Consider the following 17879-nt stretch of genomic DNA (forward strand, 5'->3'; position numbering starts at 1 on the left):
GCGTTCTCTCCAGATTTGCTTGTCGCGGCCGTTCGGCGGACCGCGTGATGGCGTCACCTGCCACCAGGCAGGGCGACCCGGTAAGCCCAAGAGTTTCTGGCCGCACCCCAACGCCGTGTTAGGGTAAACCCATGCCGCGCAGCGTCCTTCCGCTCGAGAGCCTCTGGGTCTTCCACCTCATCGCGGAGACCGGGAGCATCACGGGTGCGGCCGCGGCGATGAAGGTGACGCAGCCGGCCGTGAGTCGGCGTGTGCGGGAGCTGGAGGCGGAGCTCGGCTGCGCCCTGGTGCGGCGCAGTTCCAACGCTCTGCGCCTGACGGAGGCCGGCGAGCGCTTCGCGCGCGACCTGCGCGACGGCTTCGCCACGCTGGAGGCGGCGACACGGACCGTGCGTGCGCAGGACGCGCCGCTGCGCATCCGCGCCTACACGACATGGGCGCTGCGCTGGCTGATCCCGCGCCTGCCGGCCTTCGCGAAGGAGCACCCGGGCATTGAGGTGGAGGTCTCGACCTCGATTTCGCCGATCGACCTGGCGCGCGAAGGTCTGGACGCCGCGATCCGGACCGCGCCGATTAACAATCCGCCCGCGCCGGCTGCGCGCCGCCTGCAGCCGGTCCGCATCGCGCCCTTCGCAGCACCGGCACTGGCGAAGGGCTGGAAGCGGGGTGCGGCCCTGCCGGGGCGCCTTCTCGGCAGCACGGTGCGCGCCGATGACTGGCGCCTCTGGCACCAGCATGCGGGCATGGCTGCGGGAGCGGCGCCGCTGCTCTTCGAAAGCACGACCCTGGCCATCCAGGCCGCGCTTGAGGGGCTGGGCACGGTCATCTGCCCGCCGGTCTTCGTGCAGGAGGAGGTGCGGGCGGGACGGCTGAAGGCACTCGCCGGCGAAGGCGTGCTGGCGGGCGACTGCTACTGGTTGATCCTGCCGCAGGGCCGGATCGTGCCCGCCCTGCAGATCTTCGCCGAGTGGCTGTCACGTGAGGCCATCGTTGAACCCGGCGCGGCGTCCGCGCCGCTGCGCCAAAGGAAGACAGTGGGCTCCGGGCGCCGCCGCGCCGGCTGACCTATGCTCCGCGCGGTCGCGAGGGTGTTGGCACCACCCCGTCGCTGCAGCGGCCTCACGGCGAAGCCTGTACCGGCACTCCAAGGCGGCCGAGGCCTGGAAGCTTGATGGCCGGACGGCGGATATCCACGCCAATCACCGCGCCCAGGAGGTTGATTTCGAGCCCCTCCACCCAGGCCAGCGTCAGACCGACGTAGCCGCCGAGGCTCAACCGCAGTCCCGTTCCTGACGCTGTCGCCCGAAGCCAGCGTCCGTCATACGGGTAGTCCTTGCCGATCGCGTTGGGGGGCAACACCGCCCCGGCCTCGGGCACCGCGTCGAGGATGGCGGCGACGAAGGTGTTGGAGTTGGGGCCAGGCCAGGCGCGGTAGTCGCCAAGCTGGCGCCAGGCATAGGTGTCGATGGCATTCTGCATCCGCGGGATCATCGCCGCGGCTGCGGCGCCGTCCGTGGCGAAGACGATGTCCGGCGTGCCGCCAAACCAACGCCCATCGGATGTGAAGCCATTCATCCGAACCGGATCACCCCATGCGGTGTAATCGTAGCGTGTGTAGCTGGCGGCTCCCTCCGGCTTGAAGACGATCCAGCTATGGACCGCGACGATGCCTCGCCAGCGCACCGCGGGCGCTGCGAAGACGCGCACGACCGCGGCCGGGTGCCCTGCCGCCGGCGGGAGGTGGCCGATGCTCGACCGATCTGCCCGGCTCCAGTCTTCGCCCGTGGCCTTCGCCTGGTGCAGGACGGCTGCGATGGCAACCGGGAGGAGAATGAGGAGCCCCAAAAGGGCGAGAACGAAGCGGGGCGAGATCATCTGTCGAAAATGTCTGTCGCAAGTCGCACCCGGGCACAAGGCATGCGTATCGAAGCCCCTGGTCTCCGCCGATCGACGGTGGTCGGCCAGGCTTCGTCTGAAAAGCGCCTCCGGTCTTGACCGTCGCGCCACCGGGCGTGACCGTGGGTTCGGGCTCAAGGCTCAGACCGGCTTGCAGCGCCATCGGAGATACGCAGATGATCAGTCGTCGTTTGTTCGGGGCCGCTGCCCTCGCAGTTCCCGCCCTGTCCGCCGCCCACGGTCAGGCGCCAGGCTTCCCCACCCGTCCGATCCGCCTGGTTGTGCCCTTCGCGCCGGGCGGAGCCGTGGATCTGACGGGCCGCTTCCTCGGGGAGCGGCTGCAGGCCAGCCTCGGGCAGAACATCGTGGTGGAGAACCGCGGTGGGGCCGGCGGCAACCTCGGCGCGGATCTCGTCGCCAAGGCCGAGAAGGATGGCCATACATTGCTGCTCGGCTCGGCCTCCATCCTCTGCGCCAACAAGTTCCTCTACCGCCGGTCCATGCCGTTGGACCCGGTTCGGGATCTGGCGCCCGTGACGCGCGTGGCGACCGGGACGGTGTTGCTGATCGTAAACTCCGACCGTCCATGGCGGCGTTTTGACGAACTCGTCGCGGCCGCCAAGCGCGAACCCGGGCGGTTGACGATGGGGTCCTCGGGTACCGGAACCGTCAGTCACCTGGCGATCGAATCGCTCAAGCGCGCCGCCGGCATCGACATCACCCATGTGCCCTATCGCGGCGGCGGTCCAGCGTTCCAGGATCTCTACGCGGGCAACATCGACATGATGTTCGACGTCATCCCTGCGGCGATGCCCAATGTGCGCGAGGGCAAGTTCCGTCCTCTCGCCGTTGGGAGCGCCGAGCGCATCACCTATGTCCCGGAGCTGCGCGACGTGCCCGGGATGAAGGAGCTGCTGCCCGAGTCCAATATCGACATGCAAAGCTGGTATGGCATCAACGCACCGAGCGGCACGCCTGCCGATCGCATCCAGATTCTGCATCGCGGCATCACGCAGATCGTGCGCTCCGACGCCTTTCGGCAGCGCATGGAGCCCATCGGCTTCACCCCGATCGCCGACGATACGCCAGCGGCCTACGGCACATACATCATGGAGCAGGAGAGGGTGTGGCAGCGCCTGGTGGAAATCTCCGGAGCGACACTGGACTAGGCGTCGCTTGGTCACCGGCACCCAGCCTTCTAGGCGGCGCTGGTGCAGACGCCATAACCTTTTGCGTGCTAGGTCTGCTGGCGGGCAGGAACGACAAGGCTTGGAAAACCAACTGGAGCAGCGGTTGGAACCGGAATACAACCTTATCTGAAGGCGTATGTGGCGCATTTGCGCTCCAGTGCCTACCTGACGGCGCACACTCGATTCTGGGCTGGTTCAGCGCGGCGCCCGATCCCTCGCAGCACGGCGGACCAGGCTCACGAAGTGCCGTACAATTCCTGAAAGATCATCGCGACGCGCAGCGATGCTGAGGAAGGCCTTTGCCTGCGCAGCGCCCGCAAGGTCCCGGTAGGTCACGCCCTCCAGCTTCATGCGCCGCATGGACGCCGGAACCAGCGTGACGCCGAAGCCGGTGGCCACAAGGCTCAGCGCGGTGCTGATGCGCGGCGCCTCTAGGCCGATCTGCAGGCCGAAGCCGGCCCGAAGGCACGCTGCGGCCATTGCCTCGTAAAGGGCCGGCCCCTGGTCGCGCGCATAGGCGATGAAGGTCTCGCCGGCGAGCGCACGCAAGGGCAGCGCGGTATCCTGGCTGTCCCCGCTCCCGGCCAGGGGGTGTCCGCTCGGTAGCGCGGCCACCATGGGCTCCTCCAGTAGCGGATAGATCACGAGAGCCTCCGGCGCGGCGATGGACGCTCGGATGAAGGCCACGTCCATCTGCCCGCCTCGCAACTGCTCCAAGGTCTCCTTGCGGAGGCTCTCCTCCATCGTGAGGGAGACCATCGGGTAGGCCGCGCGGAAGGCCAGGATGACCTGCGGTACGAAGGGGTGGAACGGCGCCGTCGGCGGAACCGAAAGCCGGAGATGGCCCTGCTCGCCGCGGGCGGCCCGCTTTGCAGCCTGGACCCCCTGTTCAACGCGCGCCAGGGCGGCGCGCGCATCCTCGATGAAGCCGCGGCCGGCTTCGGTCAGTTGGACGCCGCGCGGCAGCCGGCGAAACAGCTGGACCCCGAGTTCGCGCTCGAGCGCCCGGATCTGATGGCTGAGCGGCGGCTGCTGGATGCCGAGCCGCTCGGCGGCGCGGGTGATGTGCCCCTCCTCGGCGACGGCGACGAAATAGCGGAGGTGACGGAGCTCCATGCCATATGTCCTGTGTATGGGTTTCGAGGTTTGCCCATTGTGGCCGATCTATCGAGCGCGATGGTAGAAACGCGTCACACCGGGTTCCCGTCGCCGCAGCATTGCCGCCGGTGAACCACTGACATGCGAGGAGCCACATCATGGATCTACTTCGCCGAACTCTCGTGCAGAGCACAGTCGCCAGCTTCACGCCGCCGCTCATCCTCCCGCGTGCAGCGCGTGCCGGAACCTACCCATCGCGCCCGGTTCGCCTGATCTCCGGCTTTGCCCCTGGCGGGCCGATGGATATCGTGGCGCGCCTCCTGAGCGGGTGGCTTGCCGCGCGGCTCGGCCAGCCCGTCATCGTCGAGAACCGTCCGGGCGCCGGCGGCAATCTCGGCACCGAAGCCGTCGTCCGCGCCCCGCCCGACGGGCACACGCTTCTCATCTGCGGCCCGGTGAACACGATCAACGGGGCACTCTACAGGCAGCTTCCCTTCGACTTCGCCCGCGACATCGCGCCCGTCGCCGGCCTCGTGCGGGTTCCCCTCGTGATGGTGGTGCATCCCTCGGTCCCGGTTGCAACGGTTCCGGACTTCATCGCGCACGCAAGGAGCAGGTCTCACCCGCTCGCCATGGCCTCCGCGGGCAACGGCACGCCGCAGCACGTCTCCGGCGAACTGTTCAAGATGATGGCCGGCATCGACCTGCTCCACGTACCGTATCGGGGATCAGCGCCGGCGCTGACCGATCTGCTTGGTGGCCAAGCCGTGCAGGTGATGTTCGACGCAGTGCCTTCGGTGGTCGCGCACATTCGCGGCGGCGCTCTGCGCGCATTGGCAGTCACGACCACCACCCGCTCGGACGCACTGGCGGGTACCCCTGTGCTGGCCGAGTTCTTGCCCGGCTACGAGGCGAGTACCTGGTATGGCGTCGGTGCCCCGCAGGGCACACCTGCCGCAGTCGTTGAACGGCTGAATCGCGAGACCAACACCGGCCTCGCCGATCCCGGGTTGGCGGCGCAGTTCGCCAACCTCGGAGCAACGCCCATGCCAGGCACGCCGGCCGACCTCGGCAGACTGATCGCCGAGGAGACCGAAAAGTGGGGCCGGGTGGTGCGTGCGGCTGGCGTCCGGGTGGATTGAGAGGGTGTGGGCGGTACCATGAAGAACAGCAGTGCTTTGCCAAAGACGGGTTCAGTGGCACGGATCGGGGTTCTTCTGACCGACGATGCAGCGCATCCGAACTACGCGGCGCTGCGCGATGGCCTTGAGGCACTCGGGCTTATCGACGGCAAGACCATCGCCATCGAGGCGCGCTTCGCCGAAGGCCGCCTAGATCGGTTGCCCCGGCTCGCGGCCGAGCTTGCCGCGCTGCCGGTCGACATCATCGCCGCCGTCGGTGCCGTGCACTGCCGCGTGGCCCAGCAGGTGGCATCCCACCTGCCCATCATCTTCGCGGTAGTCGTGGATCCGGTCGCTGTCGGCCTGGTCGCGAATGCCGAGCGTCCCGGAGGCAACGCGACGGGCGTCACCAATTTTGATCCGTCCCAGGCGCGGGAAGAGCTTCTGCTGCTCAGAAAAGTCATCCCGAATCTTCAACGCATCGCAATCCTGGGCGATGGAGGCGCACCTGACGCACTGCCTCGCGCGGCTTGCGCCGCAGCAAAAGCGCTGGGCATGCAGGCCCAACTGCATCTGCCGCGCAGCCCCGAAGACTTGGAGAGTGTCTTTTCTGCGATGCGGGATGCGGGTGCCGACGCGCTGGTGGCACTTGGGGTGCCGATCGTGAACACGCATGGGGCCTATATCGCCGCCTCGGCCCGGGCGGCTCGCTTGCCGACCATCATTGCGCGGGATGGGGCAAGGTTTGGGCCATTGCTGGCACACGGTACGAGTTTCGCCACTGCCGTGCGGCGGATGTCCGAGATGATTGACCGGGTGCTGAAGGGTGAGCGCCCGGGGGAGATACCGGTCGCGCGCGTCTTCGAACCGGAGCTGGTCGTGAATCTCGCGGTGGCAAGGGAAATCGGGGTCACGATCCCGCCTGAACTCGGCGCGCGAGCCGTACAGGGCATCACATGAAGCCCCGCATCACCCATCGTCGCGGAGACCGACGATCGTGGTTCGAAGATAGCGACCGTGGCAACTTGGTGAGGGCGGGCGTGCGCGGCTGCTTGAGCGGTCCGTACCAAAGTGTTCGCTCCAGAATTACCGATTCGGGCAAGTGGGGTTCGAACCACGGCAAGCGCTCGCCGCGCTGAAACCGGCCATTTACCTAGGTTTTTGAGTTTCACACTTAAACGGCCAAGTCAGAAGGTCTGGACATAATCGGCCTCCGGAGAGCGATTTTCGACCGGCTCTGCCTCTGGCCAGTCCCCAGGTCTGCCCAAAAACGCGAGGAAACCTGCCACTTAGCGCGGTGCCAGGTCAGGCGTAGAGCACGGCTCGTATGGGAACTGGCGGAGGAGGTGCGACCGGATACGAACGGTCTCTAGGCTGGAGCCTTGGAGAGCGGGGCGTTCACTTGGCACTTGCGCCGAAGTGGTCGCTCGCGCGAAGTCGGGACCGCGATGGAACTCCAATGCTTCCTTACCCAATTCGGGCAGCTGCGTTAGCCTTTCGCTGGGCGACCGGATGCCACGGCCTGCCCGGCACAGACAAAGCGAGCTAACCTATGTTCGACGAGTTCGGTTTTCCACGCGACGCTGACTCAGACTACGCCGCGCCCATTCTTGGTACTTTCGTATACTGCAGCCGTGCCGCCGAAGGCGTCGACGACGCCGAGGTCGGCCGCATTATCGAGTGGTCTCAGCGCCGCAATGTCGCCCGCGACATCACCGGGGTGCTGGTTTTCGGCAGCGGCGTCTTCTTCCAATGGATCGAGGGGCCGCCCGCCCAGCTTGAGAAACTGATCGCGAGCCTTCATGGCGATCTGCGCCATCACGACATCGTCACGCTAGACCGGAGTGTGGAGAAGCGCTCGCGTCTGTATCCGAATTGGGAGATGGAGCTCGTCGGGGCCGACGACATCCGCGCGGTCCTGCAGGAGGCGCTCGAGAGCGCCGAAGACGAAAACAACATCGCAGCACTGAGGCGTATTCTCGAGCACCTGGATTCGGGTCCGGTGGATACGCTCCACCCTTTTGCCACGAAGCGGTAGATTCTTGTGGTGGTAGCTAGACCGATTTCCTGAACGACTTCCAAGGGCTCGTCGGCCAGCATAACCTGATCGTGCGTCGGGGTTGTTCGTCGCACTAAGCCGATGCGCGAAGCGCGAAGGCTGCTGAAGCGCATTGGCGTTGTGGTGCGCCCCCGGCCCGATGACGGCCTGCCGAACGTTCCGCTTCAGCGGCCGGGCCTGGAGATGAAGGTTCCGTGGCGCGCCGGATTGGAAATGCCCTCTTTGCCGCGCTCGCCAGGGCAATCATCATCACCTCGTTGCGTTCCTTACTTCCCTAATCCGTGCGGTGTGCTCGCCGCACGCCAGCGGCGCCAGATCCGACATCGGATCGGACCAAAAGGTCGTCTCGCGAATTCACACATCATCGCCACATTGGGCAGGGCCGGCGTGCCCTGAAGCGCGGCGCGGCGGGCTGACGGGAAACAGAGGTTGATGCGGTGGATCCGCAGCAACGCATAGCCACGATAGCCTGGCCGAATTTCCGAGGCCCAAAGATCAGTCCGGCAGGCCCGCGATCCGCAACCGCTCGACGTACAGGTCGCGCATCGCGCCCTGCTGCGGCGTGCGCGCCAGCAAGCCGCCAAGGGTGAAGCCTGGCTCGCGCTCCAGCAGGCGCCTTGCAATTTCGTGCGCCTCGTGCGGCTTCTCCAATGCGACCAGGCTCGCGATCAGGGTGCGCAAGCTGTACGAAAACTGCGGATTGGCGCTTAACGATGCGCGCGCGCATGCTTCCGCGCGCTCGAATGCGCCATTCGTATAGTATGCCTGAGCAAGGATGTGCTCGTGCCAGAAAGTCAGGTCGTCCCTGGGCGCCAGGCGCACGGCGCGCTCCGCCCATCGGACCGCCTCGGGACCCTCATCAAGCCAGCAGCGCAGCGCGGCGCCCCAGGTCCACGCGATCGCGCAACTCGGGCTGATGGACACCGCCTGGCCGAGCATGAGTCGTGCCGGCTCGAACTTGTGTTCGGTGTAACCCTGCATGAAGCCGCTCAGCGCCATCGCGAATGCGTCACGACTGTTTCGCAGCAATGCGGCGCCCGACAGGCGCCGCGCGGCCTCGGAATCGGCAGCTATGTCCTCCGCCCAGCCCCGAGCGACGCGCAGCGTATGCCACCAGGCTGCATAGCTGTGCGGCAGCGCGCTGTGCGGATCCGCCCGCATCGCCAACTCCAAAAAGCCGTACGCGTCGTTGAATGAGGCTTTGTCCATTGGGCGCATCCGGTCCAGCGCGCGCAAAACCAGATCATAGGCCGTCAGACTGGCGGGCGGTTTGCGCAGGCTGCGGCCGATCTCGTGCTGGCGTAGTTGTGGCACAATCACCGCGACCACCTGCTCGGCAATGCGGTCCTGCAACGCGAACAGGTCGTCAATCTCGACCTCGTGGCGGTCGACGTGCAGGATGATGTTGCTCGCCGCTTCGGTCAGTTCGGTACTGACCCGCAGCCGCCCACCGGAGCGGCGTACGCCGCCATACAGCACATAGCGCACGCCTAGTTCTTTCCCGACCGCCCGCGCATCGAGGGAGACATCCGCGAAGGCCAAAGCCGAGTCGCGGCTGATCACCAACAGGCCGTCGACGCCAGACAAGACATGGACGATGCCTTCGATGATGCCGTCGGCAAAATAGGCATTGATCTTGGCGCCGCGGTCCTGGCGGAACGGCAGCACGGCTATTGAAGGGCGGTCATCACTGCGAGGCGACAGAATGCCGGGCGTCGGCGTGATCGGCTGCTCCGTGATCAGCTCTGCGTCCAGCAGGTAGCCACGGCGCGGCAGGGTTCGCAGAAGGTGCGGCCTGGCCTTGCGCAGCGCATGCCGGATTTCGGACACGCATTGCGTCAGGCTGTCATCAGAGACGGCGAGATTCGGCCAGACGGCATCCAGCAGCGCCGAGCGCGACACCACCTCACCGGCTCTCAGGAGCAGATGCGCCAGCACCGCGGCGGTCTTGGGGCGCAGCACCACCTCGCAGGCGCCGTCCGAGAGAGCGCCGCGGGTGGTGTCGAGTGTGAAGCTGCCGAAGCGCATCGATTTCGAACCGATCCCGCCTTGTCGCTCACCCTCATGCATGCCGTCGATTCCTTTGCTCGATCGCCACCCGCATTTCTCATGCCATCTGTACACATTGTCGGATGGAGATCCTCCCTGCCTAGCGATCTCACCAGTGATCCCAAATTTCAGCGGCGATCATTCCCCAAGCGAATAATCGCGATCGGAAGTTTCGGATATTCTTCGGACCATTCTAAGGACATGAACCGCAGACAAGTGGCTTGCTGTCGCAATGAGAGAGCTGGCGAAACAGCATTGCAGCCAACCACTTAGGGGGCAGGCTCCGCCGGAGGGCGCTTGCCGCCCGCACGCCACCAACGCCTTGGCGCGGCGGTGCGTCCAACTGCCTTCGCCCCCTGTGCCGCACTGCATGGCCCCTTCAAGGGGCGCCCCATGATGACAGCTCCCGAAGACTCAGCCCGCCATGCTGCCGCACAACGTTCGGCGATGACGGAGGTGAAGCCACGCCAGAAAACCAGATCGAGCGAGGACCAGCATGTCGACGAAGCACGCTCCAGATCCATCCACGACGATGCTCGAAACGGTGGCCGAGCCGCATTCCCGGGCCATGGCGCTCCAGGAGTGGCTAGACGGACACCCGGAGCTTTGGTGCGTCGGTCACGGCGTTCAGACGGAGATCTTCGAGCAGTATACGGGCCATATTCGCCTCGCTGGTGGCCATCGCCCCAACGTCCACGTCGTCGCGCGATCCGTCCCGGGAGCCACCGACTAAGCGCACCGAACAGTGCAGGGGTGCGTGAGCGCCCCGGAGCGCGATCGCATGGCAGCGCGATGGAATGCGTCTAGGATCGCCTGAAAAGCTCGCTCGCGCTCCGGTGGGTCTCGAAGCGTTGTCTTAAACCAGATCATGCTACGCTCCCAAGCATCTGACATGCCGTTTGCGCTCTGTATGTCCAGGTCTCTCACTCAGCCCGACATCACCATGATTGCATGACCCCGCAGCAAAATTGGGTTTTTGTTCGCCGCGGCCATCGCTCCTCGAGTGGCCTTCCAAGCGCATGCCGGCACTGTCACCGTTCTCGGCGATGAAATGGAAGGCGGCGGTATTCGAGCGCGGTGCGGATCGCTGAGAGATGGCCGGGCACAGGCATTGATCGGGCCGCCTCATAAGCCGGCACGGTGGATGCGCCTACGCTCGCGCCGCGGGCTAGGTCCCGAGGTCGGGGCGGTTCACCACAGGCGATGCCGCAAATTCTGACGGCACCTGAGGAGGTCGAGGCAAGGCTGACGGAGGACTGGTCCGCCCCGCGAGCCTTGCAGCGCCCCTGCCCGATGGCGCCCTGCAGTTCGCAGGGCGCGGTATGAAGCAGGTTCCACCGACGGTATTGGACATCGCGCTCCTCCTCAAGATCACGATGCGCGCGTCGATGCCGCGCCTCGCCCGATGGCGAGGTTCACGGGCTTCAACAGGGAAATTGTACCGCGTGTTCCATTTAGTTACCCCGCGTTGGTGCGATTGATGGCCAGGGGGAGGGAGCGACCGTGGCGTTTTCGCTCACGCCCGTGCTTCCCCGTTTGAAGCCCGTTGGCGACGGTCGGCCTCGGCCATTCGGCCTGGCCCCCTAGGATGTTGGCACCGGCGAGCCTGGAGGTCCTCCCTTCTTGCACGGCGGCGCGGAGGGAGCTGCAGGTTGTAGCCGACCACCTGTTGCTGCCGTTGGATTGGCGGCTGATCCTGACGATTTTCGGACGAAGTGGGCTGCCCGGGCGCTTGCGGGGGCGAGAGCATCGTCGTCGGTCCCCGCGTGTGGTGCGTCAGCTCCAGGCGATGCCGAGCTCCTCGCCGAGCCAGAGAATCCGCTCAGATTGCGATATGCCGAGGTGATGGATGGTCAACAGGGCGGTCGCATCCTCCAGTACAACTCCAGCACCCTTCAGCACGCGCGATCGCGCCGCTGGCACACCCTATGGTGCCCCTACACGGCTGCTGCCGTTGACCGGGGCCGCTACGGAGCGGAGCATCGCGCATGGATAGTCTGTTTGGTATCGCGTTGCTTATCGTCGGCGGGCTTTTCATCGGCTGGATGCTGGGCATATCCGGTTGGCGTCAGGCGCGCCGTGCCACGGCGGAGATCGCGCGCCTGCGGGCCGCCCTACACGCGGCGGGCATTCCGATCCCGGATTCCGCGTCCCTAGAGACGCAGCGCGCCTCGGAAATCGCACCGAAACTGGTCGTCGCAGAGCCAACCTCCGCGACACGTCCCGGTCCACCGGGCACGGCCATCGACTTGCCCGACGCGCCGCCGGGACCACCGCCCGGGCCGCCGCCCGCACCGCAGCCCAGCCGCCCGGGGCTGGAAGAATTGCTGACCCTCCGCTGGGGAACCTGGCTCGGCGCGGCGGTGCTGCTGCTCGCAGGCGTGTTCCTGCTGCGCACCGCGATCGAGGAAGGCTGGCTTGGCCCGGAGGCGCGCTGCGCCCTCGCGACGCTCCTCGCGCTGGCCTTGATCGGGGGCGCGGAGTGGCTGCGCCGCCGGCCGCTGCCGGACCGTCCCAACCTCCCGTGGCCGGACCAGGCCCCAGCGGCCCTGGCGGCGGGCGGCGTGGCGCTGCTGTTCGGCGCCGCCTATGCCACGGCCGTGCTCTACGCCCTGGTGCCGCCGCTGATCGGCTTTGTCCTGATGGCGGCGGCCGCCTTGATCGGCATCGCCCTGGCCCTCCTGCAGGGGCCGCTGGTGGCGGCGGTCGGCATCGCCAGCGCCTACGTGACCCCGGCCCTGTACCAATCGGACACGCCCTGGTTGCCGGGGCTCTTCGCCTATCTGCTGGTGGTGACGGCGGCGGCGCTGGCGGTGGTGCGCCAGGTCGGAGCCGCCTGGCTCGGCTGGGTGGCAACCCTGGCCGCCGCGGCCTGGATCGTCGTCGGAGGCGTCGTCGCGCAGGGGACCGCCGGGCTCTGGTCGCCGGCGCTGTTCGTGCCCGTGGCGGCGGCCCTGCACCTCGCGCTGCTGCCAGGTGCTGCGCTGGAGGGCGCCGTCGGCCGGCGGCTCGCCTGGATCCCCTTCGCCGTTCTGGCCTTCGCGGGCCTGCTGCTCGTCGGCAACGCGGCCATTCTGGCCCCAGCCACCGCACTGCTGCTGCTCACGCCCGTGGCCGTGGTTAAGGGCGCCTTCGAGCCGCGGCTGAACAGGCTGCCCTGGCTGGCCGCCCTGATCGGGCTGCTGCTGCTGCTGATCTGGCCGATCGGCGCCTGGGTCTCGGGTGCCGAGCCGGTGACGGTCGAAGGCGTGGTGCTCGCCATCCTGCCGGCGCAGGCGTGGGCGCCGGAGGCGCTTCACCCCTTCCTCATCGCGGGCGTGACCCTGGCCGCGATGCAGGCCGCTTCCGGGTTGTGGATGGAACGCCGCGCGCCCCATGCGACGCGCTGGGCGGCGCTGCCGGCCGCGGTGCCGGTGCTGGTGCTTCTGGTGGCCTATGCGCGCATCCGCGGCTTCGCCCTCGATGCGGGCTGGGCGGCAGTGGCGCTGGCACTTTCCGCGACACTGGTCGGGACCGCTGCCCTGGCCCGGCGGGAGGCCAGCGTGCAGCGCGCCGGCGTGCATGCGGCCGGTGCGGTCGCAGCACTCGCGCTGGGCGCGGCGATGCTGCTGTCGGACCAGTGGCTCACCCTGGCCGTGGCGCTGTTCCTGCCGCCGCTGGCCTGGATCGAGGCTCGGGCGGACCTGCCGGCCCTGCGCAAGGTGGCCATCGCCGTCGCCGCGGTGGTGCTGGCGCGGCTGCTGCTGAATCCCGAGGTGGCCAGCTACGCCTTCGGCACCATGCCGATCCTGAACGGCCTGTTGCCGGCTTATGGCGTCCCCGCCGCCGCCTTCACCATCGCCGGGGCAATGTTCCGCCGGCGTGGCGACGACCTGGCGGTGGCGCTGCTGGAGGCCGGCGCCATCGCCTTCTCCACCGCGTTGCTGATGCTGGAGATCCGCCACGCCGCCACCGGCGGTACGTTCAGCGACGCGTTGACCGACACGTCCTTCCGCGAGCAGGCCTGGCAGGTCGCCGGCCTGTCGGTCATGTCGACGCTGCTGCTGCTCGCCAACCGCCGGCTCGGCGATCGGCCCGTGCTGCGCTGGGGCTGGCGGCTGCATCTCTCGGCGGCCATCGCACTCGGCGTGCTGCTGCTGCTGGCCAACCCCGCCTTCGACGCGGAGGCGATGGTGCTGCGGATGCCGGTGCTGAACGAATTGCTGCTCGCCTACACGCTGCCCGCCTTGCTCGCGGGGCTCGCGATGCGTGCGCCGGAGGCCGGCTGGATGCCGGGCTTCCGCACCGCACTCGGCGCCTACGCGGTGGTGGCAGTCTTTGCCTGGGTCACGCTGGAGGTGCGCCACCTCTTCAACCCCAAAACCATGGCGCTGGCGCTCGCCGACCCCGGCGAGCCCGAGCTCTACGCCTATACCGGCGCGTGGCTGCTGCTGGCAGGTTGCCTGCTGGCGCTCGGCATCCGCCAGCGGATTCCGGCGCTGCGCCTGGCGGCGCTGACGGTGATGGCGGTGACGGTGGGCAAAGCCTTCGTGATCGACATGAGCTCGCTTGTCGGGTTGTGGCGGGCACTCAGCTTCTTTGGACTTGGCCTCGCCTTGATCGCGCTCGCATGGGTGTATCGGCGCTTCGTGGTGGTGGCGCCGAGGGTTTAGGAGCGAGCCTGCAATCTACGGCGTCGCCTGCTCGATCGAGATCGTGGTTAGCGGTTTACTGGCGGTCAGGGCGGGTAGCGGCGGACGACGCAGACGGCTTTTCCTCGGGTTTCGGTAACCAAGGGTCAAGCGCTATTGCAACGCCGCCGCGCGAAGTGCGCCGAGGGCGAGGCACAGCGCGAGGAGGACCGCCGCCTGCCCGCCCGCCACGCGCAGGGCTGGCCCTGCAAGCGGTCGCATGGACAGAGCGGCGAGGATGGCGGCGGGGATGGCCACGACCCATCCCGCCTCCTGGTATGCGAACCAGCCAAAGCCCATGACGGAGACAGCGACGGCCAGAGCCGTCCCGCCCAGGAGCAGCGCCCTGCCCAACGGCGGGCGGCGCGCGGCGGCCAGAGCCAGACCGACGGGGGCGAAGGCCATGACGTGCCACCCGGCCTGCTGCGGCCACTGGCTGGGATCGGACACTCCGGCATGGAGGGCGAAGAGGTCGGCCTCCATCGGCGGGAAGCGCCAGAAGTTCGGTCCCGCGCCGAGGATTGTGGCCAGCCCCGCAAGCGGCCACGCCCATTGCCACCATGCGGGGGGCACGGCCAGCATTAGCGCCACGCCCGGGCCCAGGAGCATGGCGCCGAACAGGTCGACCAGGTGCAGGTTCATTGGCCCGCCGCTTTCCCGCGGCACGGTCAACATCCCCGCGGCGAGGGAGAGCGTCGCGACGCCGCCAAGCAGCGCCAGCACGCTCTTCAGCGGCCCCAGCCACGGCACAATCCGGCGTATTCGGCTCATACGGGCCTGGCTCCTTTGTCACCACGCATGGACGGCCGTGCGCTTGCCGCCGGCAGGCGCAGGGCAGTGAGGAGTCACGGCGCGGGGTCAGCGTCACCGGACAGGATGGTGCCAGTGGCAGATTACGCAGCGCCGGCTAACCGCCAAAGCTGGGCGTATGGCAGGCCACGAAGATTCCGAACTCCCGCGACACCTCCGCCGCCATCACCGAAAAGATCGGCAGGAGCAATCTGCTTCGATCCCATGTAACGGTGGCGACCGACCGAGTACGCCGAACCGATCGTCCGCAACAGCGGCGATCGGCGCGAGCTGGCGACGGGACGCCTGCGAATGCCCTCGGCGGTGTTCGCGATCGCAGGCAAGAAAACCGACCCTGGCATATCGCCGGTAAAATCGCCTCGGCCCACTACCTTTCCCGAGAAGGCTTCGCAGCGCGTGAGGGAGCAAGTCGTTCCACTCCGATCATCACAAGCGTCGACACAAGGATAGGCACAGCGACAAGCAGGATATCCGCGAGTGCGTCCCCGTTCTGTCGCTGCCCAGTGGCGCGATCGTCGATTCTCGGCTTCTGCGGCGCTTCGCCCGGCTCCGCCGGGATTGGAGCCGCCTGCTTGCTGCCGTTGCGATTCGCCCAGGCGCGGGTGAATTCAGCACCGGTCAGGAAAATCACCGCCGAATAGTACAGCCAGACCAGCACCACGATCACCGTGCCGGCCGCTCCGAACCCGGCCGCGACATCGCTATGCCCGATATAGAGCCCGATGGCCGCCTTGCCCGCCGTGAACAGGACCGAGGTGGCGAACGCGCCCACCATGACATCGCCCCAGGCCAGCCTGCGGTCGGGCAAGACCTTGTAGATTGCCGCGAACAGCATGGTCAGGACGGCGATCGTCACCGTCAGGTTCAGCAGAAAGGCGAGCACCGCCCCGCCAGGCAGTCTGGCCTCGAACCAGGAACTCATCGAGGCGATGGAGGCGCTGACCGCGAGGGAGGTGATCAGGATAAAGCCCGTGGTCGCCACCAGCCCGAGTGCCGCCGCCTTCGCCTTCACCAGGCGGGACACCGCCTCGGTGATGGACCCGGCCTGCGGCGCATCGGTTTTCCAGATGGCGTTGAGCGCGGTCTGCAGGGCGCCGAAGGCACCGCCAGCGGTCAGCAGCAGGGTCCCGAGGCCAATCACGATGGCCCAGCCACCACGGGCTTCGCCGAGCGTGCCTTGCGCCATCGTACGGATCTCGGCGCCAGCCTGCTCGCCCAGCATGCCCGTCAACTGGTTCGCGATGGCCTCGTCGATCTCGTTCCGGCCAAACACGATGCCGGCGATGCCGGTGGCGATAAACAGGAGCGGGCCGATCGAGAAAAGGGTGAAGTAGGCGATCCCCGCCGCCCGGGTGAGGCAGTCATCGGCGATGAATCCTTCACCCGTGTCCTTCAGCATTGCCCAGATCCGACCCATGGCGCGTACCCCCTGTCTGTGGGGACTCAACGGCTCGGCTCAGACGAAGTTACGGGTCTAGGTTGAGCGCAGTTGCGCGGTGGAGACGCCTGGACCCACATCACGGTCGCCGGGGTGGTGGCACGGAGCGCGCCGGTCCGTGATACTGAACATCATGCCAGCAAGGACGAATCGGCGCTCCGCCGATCAGCGCGAGACCTCCCTGTACGCCGCGGTGAAGCGTCACCTCGAAGCGCTCGGCTTCGTGGCGAAGGGAGAGATTTGCGGCTGCGACATCGTGGCGATCCGCGTCGAGCACGCACCGTTCCTGGTCATCGTCGAGTTGAAACTGAGCTTCACCCTCGAACTTGTGCTCCAGGCTGTGGATCGGCTGCCGATGGCGGACGAGGTTTGGCTGGCAGTACGGGCCAGCACGCGCGGACGAGATCGCGATGGTCGGGTTCAAAAATTGTGCCGGCTGCTGGGCTTCGGCTTGCTGCGGGTCTCTGCGAATACGAGTAGGGTCGAGGTCATTGCCGAACCAGGCCCCTATCGGCCCAGGTCCAACGAGCGGCGCCGCAGCCGGCTTTTGGAGGAACACCGGCGCCGGGCGGGCGATCCCTCGCAGGGTGGCTCAACCCGGCAGCCTATCATGACTGCCTATCGACAGCGCGCCCTGGCCTGCGCGGCCCAGCTCCGCGATGGACCGCAACCGGTGAAGGCGCTTCGGTCGCAGACGGATGACGCCGCAGCCATCCTGCTGCGCAACGTGTATGGCTGGTTCGAGCGGGAGCGTCGCGGCATCTATCGCCTGACGGAGGCAGGGGAAGCGGCTCTCGAGCGGTGGACGCCAGAGACGTTAATGGCTGCCCATTCAGCGATCCCCCCGCCGGCCGCACCATCAGGTCACCTCTAAATCAGGCCGTAAGAATACCAACGGGAGCCAGGATGACGTCTCGCTTTGGTATGGAGGTTCGTGCTGCGAATGCTGGCGATGCCGCCGGTATGATGAGCCTCCTGGCCGAAGCGGGCATCGCGATCGAAGCCACCGAGATGGCGTCGAGATTGGCCGCCATTCGACGGGCGGCTGGGACCGTGCTCATCGCAACACAGTGGGGACCACCGAGCGGTATCGTCATCCTCCATTGGTATTCCACCCTCGGCGAGGCTGGCCCCATTGCTCTGATCACGACCCTGCTCGTTGCCCTAGACGACCGGCGCCGCGGCATCGGACGGCTTCTGCTGAAGGCCGCGGCTCAAGTCGCGCGGTCGGCTGGCTGTGTGAGGCTGGAGTTGATTGCGGCCAGCGGAGACGCGACGCTGCCGGAGTTCTGCTGTGCAACAGGCTTCGCCGAGGCTGGCAGTCGATTTGTGCGGTCACTTCGCAAGCAGGCGTAAGTGTCCATAGCGGCAACCGCGGGCGTGAACTATTGGGCGCGCTACAACGACGCGGAGGTGGATGCGCTGCATGAGCGGTTCGGCAATTCTACCGATGTGGATGGGCGGCGCGCGGCCTACCTGCACATTACCGGCGCGACATTCAGCCAGGACCACTTCGCGCGGTACGCCTGCCTCAAGCCGCGCGCCTGA

15 protein-coding genes are annotated in these 17879 nt (G+C 67.2%); 9 read left to right on the plus strand and 6 right to left on the minus strand.

Translation table 11 applies throughout. The annotated features are described in order from the left end of the window. Positions 1–131 precede the first annotated feature (131 nt). The gene (locus GXW79_RS10375; RefSeq protein ID WP_211874319.1) at positions 132–1064 is read left to right on the plus strand and encodes a LysR substrate-binding domain-containing protein; all 933 of its coding nucleotides are present in this window, start codon (positions 132–134) and stop codon (positions 1062–1064) included. Positions 1065–1119: 55 nt separating this feature from the next. On the opposite strand, the gene GXW79_RS10380 is transcribed toward GXW79_RS10375, so the two are convergent. Further along, complete coding sequence (locus tag GXW79_RS10380) at positions 1120–1875, minus strand: DUF3750 domain-containing protein (protein WP_211874320.1); 756 nt, start codon at positions 1873–1875, stop codon at positions 1120–1122. A gap of 116 nt (positions 1876–1991) precedes the next feature. On the opposite strand from GXW79_RS10380, the gene GXW79_RS10385 reads away from it, so the two are divergent. Beyond that, positions 1992–3065: a Bug family tripartite tricarboxylate transporter substrate binding protein gene (locus tag GXW79_RS10385; protein ID WP_246503895.1), complete on the plus strand. Its 1074-nt coding sequence runs from the start codon at positions 1992–1994 to the stop codon at positions 3063–3065. 216 nt (positions 3066–3281) lie between these two features. On the opposite strand, the gene GXW79_RS10390 is transcribed toward GXW79_RS10385, so the two are convergent. Then, positions 3282–4202: a LysR family transcriptional regulator gene (locus tag GXW79_RS10390; RefSeq protein WP_211874321.1), complete on the minus strand. Its 921-nt coding sequence runs from the start codon at positions 4200–4202 to the stop codon at positions 3282–3284. Positions 4203–4342: 140 nt separating this feature from the next. On the opposite strand from GXW79_RS10390, the gene GXW79_RS10395 reads away from it, so the two are divergent. The 3 genes from GXW79_RS10395 to GXW79_RS10405 all read left to right on the plus strand — a co-directional run bounded on the left by GXW79_RS10395 (position 4343) and on the right by GXW79_RS10405 (position 7343). Beyond that, on the plus strand, positions 4343–5326 hold the full coding sequence (locus GXW79_RS10395; protein WP_211874322.1) for a Bug family tripartite tricarboxylate transporter substrate binding protein: 984 nt from the start codon (positions 4343–4345) through the stop codon (positions 5324–5326). 18 nt (positions 5327–5344) lie between these two features. Further along, entirely contained in the window at positions 5345–6265 is a 921-nt protein-coding gene (locus GXW79_RS10400; protein ID WP_211874323.1) for an ABC transporter substrate-binding protein, read from the plus strand. Between the two features lie 592 nt (positions 6266–6857). After that, positions 6858–7343: a BLUF domain-containing protein gene (locus GXW79_RS10405; protein WP_211874324.1), complete on the plus strand. Its 486-nt coding sequence runs from the start codon at positions 6858–6860 to the stop codon at positions 7341–7343. Between the two features lie 516 nt (positions 7344–7859). Here GXW79_RS10405 and GXW79_RS10410 read toward each other — a convergent pair. Together GXW79_RS10410 and GXW79_RS21630 are read right to left on the minus strand one after the other, a co-directional pair. Then, positions 7860–9434, minus strand: coding sequence for a winged helix-turn-helix domain-containing protein (locus GXW79_RS10410; protein WP_211874325.1), 1575 nt, complete (start codon positions 9432–9434; stop codon positions 7860–7862). Between the two features lie 1755 nt (positions 9435–11189). Continuing rightward, the gene (locus tag GXW79_RS21630; RefSeq protein ID WP_281414709.1) at positions 11190–11315 is read right to left on the minus strand and encodes a thioredoxin domain-containing protein; all 126 of its coding nucleotides are present in this window, start codon (positions 11313–11315) and stop codon (positions 11190–11192) included. An 86-nt stretch (positions 11316–11401) separates the two neighbouring features. On the opposite strand from GXW79_RS21630, the gene GXW79_RS10415 reads away from it, so the two are divergent. Then, on the plus strand, positions 11402–14065 hold the full coding sequence (locus GXW79_RS10415) for a DUF2339 domain-containing protein (RefSeq protein ID WP_211874326.1): 2664 nt from the start codon (positions 11402–11404) through the stop codon (positions 14063–14065). A 132-nt stretch (positions 14066–14197) separates the two neighbouring features. On the opposite strand, the gene GXW79_RS10420 is transcribed toward GXW79_RS10415, so the two are convergent. Beyond that, on the minus strand, positions 14198–14854 hold the full coding sequence (locus tag GXW79_RS10420; protein ID WP_211874327.1) for a hypothetical protein: 657 nt from the start codon (positions 14852–14854) through the stop codon (positions 14198–14200). A gap of 406 nt (positions 14855–15260) precedes the next feature. Further along, positions 15261–16292, minus strand: coding sequence for a YihY/virulence factor BrkB family protein (locus GXW79_RS10425; RefSeq protein ID WP_211874328.1), 1032 nt, complete (start codon positions 16290–16292; stop codon positions 15261–15263). A gap of 157 nt (positions 16293–16449) precedes the next feature. Here GXW79_RS10425 and GXW79_RS10430 point away from each other — a divergent pair, with 157 nt between their 5' ends. The 3 genes from GXW79_RS10430 to GXW79_RS10440 all read left to right on the plus strand — a co-directional run bounded on the left by GXW79_RS10430 (position 16450) and on the right by GXW79_RS10440 (position 17879). Beyond that, positions 16450–17205 (plus strand): DUF2161 domain-containing phosphodiesterase, encoded by a 756-nt coding sequence (locus GXW79_RS10430; RefSeq protein WP_367614876.1) that lies wholly within the window; start codon positions 16450–16452, stop codon positions 17203–17205. A gap of 89 nt (positions 17206–17294) precedes the next feature. Then, complete coding sequence (locus GXW79_RS10435) at positions 17295–17687, plus strand: GNAT family N-acetyltransferase (protein WP_211874329.1); 393 nt, start codon at positions 17295–17297, stop codon at positions 17685–17687. Next, on the plus strand, positions 17688–17879 hold the full coding sequence (locus GXW79_RS10440; protein ID WP_211874330.1) for a hypothetical protein: 192 nt from the start codon (positions 17688–17690) through the stop codon (positions 17877–17879). It begins immediately after the preceding gene.

The sequence above is a fragment of the Plastoroseomonas arctica genome, from assembly GCF_018128965.1.
Taxonomy (GTDB): Bacteria; Pseudomonadota; Alphaproteobacteria; order Acetobacterales; family Acetobacteraceae; genus Plastoroseomonas; species Plastoroseomonas arctica.

What these genes read in the sequence shown, in the direction of transcription:
- GXW79_RS10375 (WP_211874319.1), top strand. Translation starts at nt 132, where the DNA reads ATGCCGCGCAGCGTCCTTCCGCTCGAGAGCCTCTGGGTCTTCCACCTC.
- GXW79_RS10435 (WP_211874329.1), top strand. Translation starts at nt 17,295, where the DNA reads ATGATGAGCCTCCTGGCCGAAGCGGGCATCGCGATCGAAGCCACCGAG.
- GXW79_RS10395 (WP_211874322.1), top strand. Translation starts at nt 4,343, where the DNA reads ATGGATCTACTTCGCCGAACTCTCGTGCAGAGCACAGTCGCCAGCTTC.
- GXW79_RS10390 (WP_211874321.1), bottom strand. Translation starts at nt 4,202, where the DNA reads ATGGAGCTCCGTCACCTCCGCTATTTCGTCGCCGTCGCCGAGGAGGGG.
- GXW79_RS10425 (WP_211874328.1), bottom strand. Translation starts at nt 16,292, where the DNA reads ATGCTGAAGGACACGGGTGAAGGATTCATCGCCGATGACTGCCTCACC.
- GXW79_RS10405 (WP_211874324.1), top strand. Translation starts at nt 6,858, where the DNA reads ATGTTCGACGAGTTCGGTTTTCCACGCGACGCTGACTCAGACTACGCC.
- GXW79_RS10420 (WP_211874327.1), bottom strand. Translation starts at nt 14,854, where the DNA reads ATGAGCCGAATACGCCGGATTGTGCCGTGGCTGGGGCCGCTGAAGAGC.
- GXW79_RS10410 (WP_211874325.1), bottom strand. Translation starts at nt 9,434, where the DNA reads ATGCATGAGGGTGAGCGACAAGGCGGGATCGGTTCGAAATCGATGCGC.
- GXW79_RS10380 (WP_211874320.1), bottom strand. Translation starts at nt 1,875, where the DNA reads ATGATCTCGCCCCGCTTCGTTCTCGCCCTTTTGGGGCTCCTCATTCTC.
- GXW79_RS10415 (WP_211874326.1), top strand. Translation starts at nt 11,402, where the DNA reads ATGGATAGTCTGTTTGGTATCGCGTTGCTTATCGTCGGCGGGCTTTTC.
- GXW79_RS10400 (WP_211874323.1), top strand. Translation starts at nt 5,345, where the DNA reads ATGAAGAACAGCAGTGCTTTGCCAAAGACGGGTTCAGTGGCACGGATC.